Raw genomic sequence first — 807 nt, forward strand, 5'->3', positions numbered from 1 at the left:
TCACCGACTACGACCGCGACGGCGAGTTGCGCATCGGCATCAAGCGCGTGCGCGGCGGGCGTTTCTCGAACTTCGCGTTCGACACGCTGCAGCCCGGCCACACGATCGACGTGATGACCCCGGACGGCCGCTTCTTCACGCACCTGAACGCGGAACAGGGCCAGCAGTATCTCGCGTTCTCCGGCGGCTCGGGCATCACGCCGGTGCTCGCGATCATCAAGACGACGCTCGAAGTCGAGCCGCGCAGCACGTTCACGCTGGTGTACGGCAATCGCAGCGTCGACCAGATCATGTTCGCCGAGGAGCTGGAGGATCTGAAGAACCGCTTCATGAACCGCTTCGTGCTGTATCACGTGCTGTCGGACGACCTGCAGGACGTCGAGCTGTTCAACGGCGTGCTCGACCAGCAGAAGTGCGCGGCGTTCCTCGAACAGCTGCTGCCGGCCGACGCGATCGACGAAGCCTTCATCTGCGGCCCCGCGCCGATGATGGATGCGGCCGAGGCGGCGCTCAAGGCTGCCGGCGTGCCGCCCGCGAAGGTGCACGTCGAGCGCTTCGGCACGCCGCTGCCGCAGGCGGGTGTGCCGCCCGTCGAGATCACCGCGGACACGCCCGCGGCCGACCTCGAAATCGTGCTCGACGGCAAGCGGCGCAAGCTGCGCCTGCCGTACCAGGGAGTCAGCGTGCTCGACGTCGGGCTGCGCGCCGGTCTCGCGCTGCCGTATGCGTGCAAGGGCGGTGTGTGCTGCACGTGTCGCGCGAAGGTGCTCGAGGGCGAAGTGAAGATGGAAAAGAACTACACGCTCG

1 protein-coding gene is annotated in these 807 nt (G+C 67.0%); it reads left to right on the forward strand.

The genetic code is table 11. From position 1 onward, the window contains the following. Positions 1–807: 2Fe-2S iron-sulfur cluster-binding protein (locus tag ACLFKU_RS43740; RefSeq protein ID WP_410853387.1), on the forward strand; the 807-nt coding region annotated here is incomplete at both ends.

The organism is Paraburkholderia sp. EG304, from assembly GCF_046543485.1.
Taxonomy (GTDB): domain Bacteria; phylum Pseudomonadota; class Gammaproteobacteria; order Burkholderiales; family Burkholderiaceae; genus Paraburkholderia; species Paraburkholderia youngii.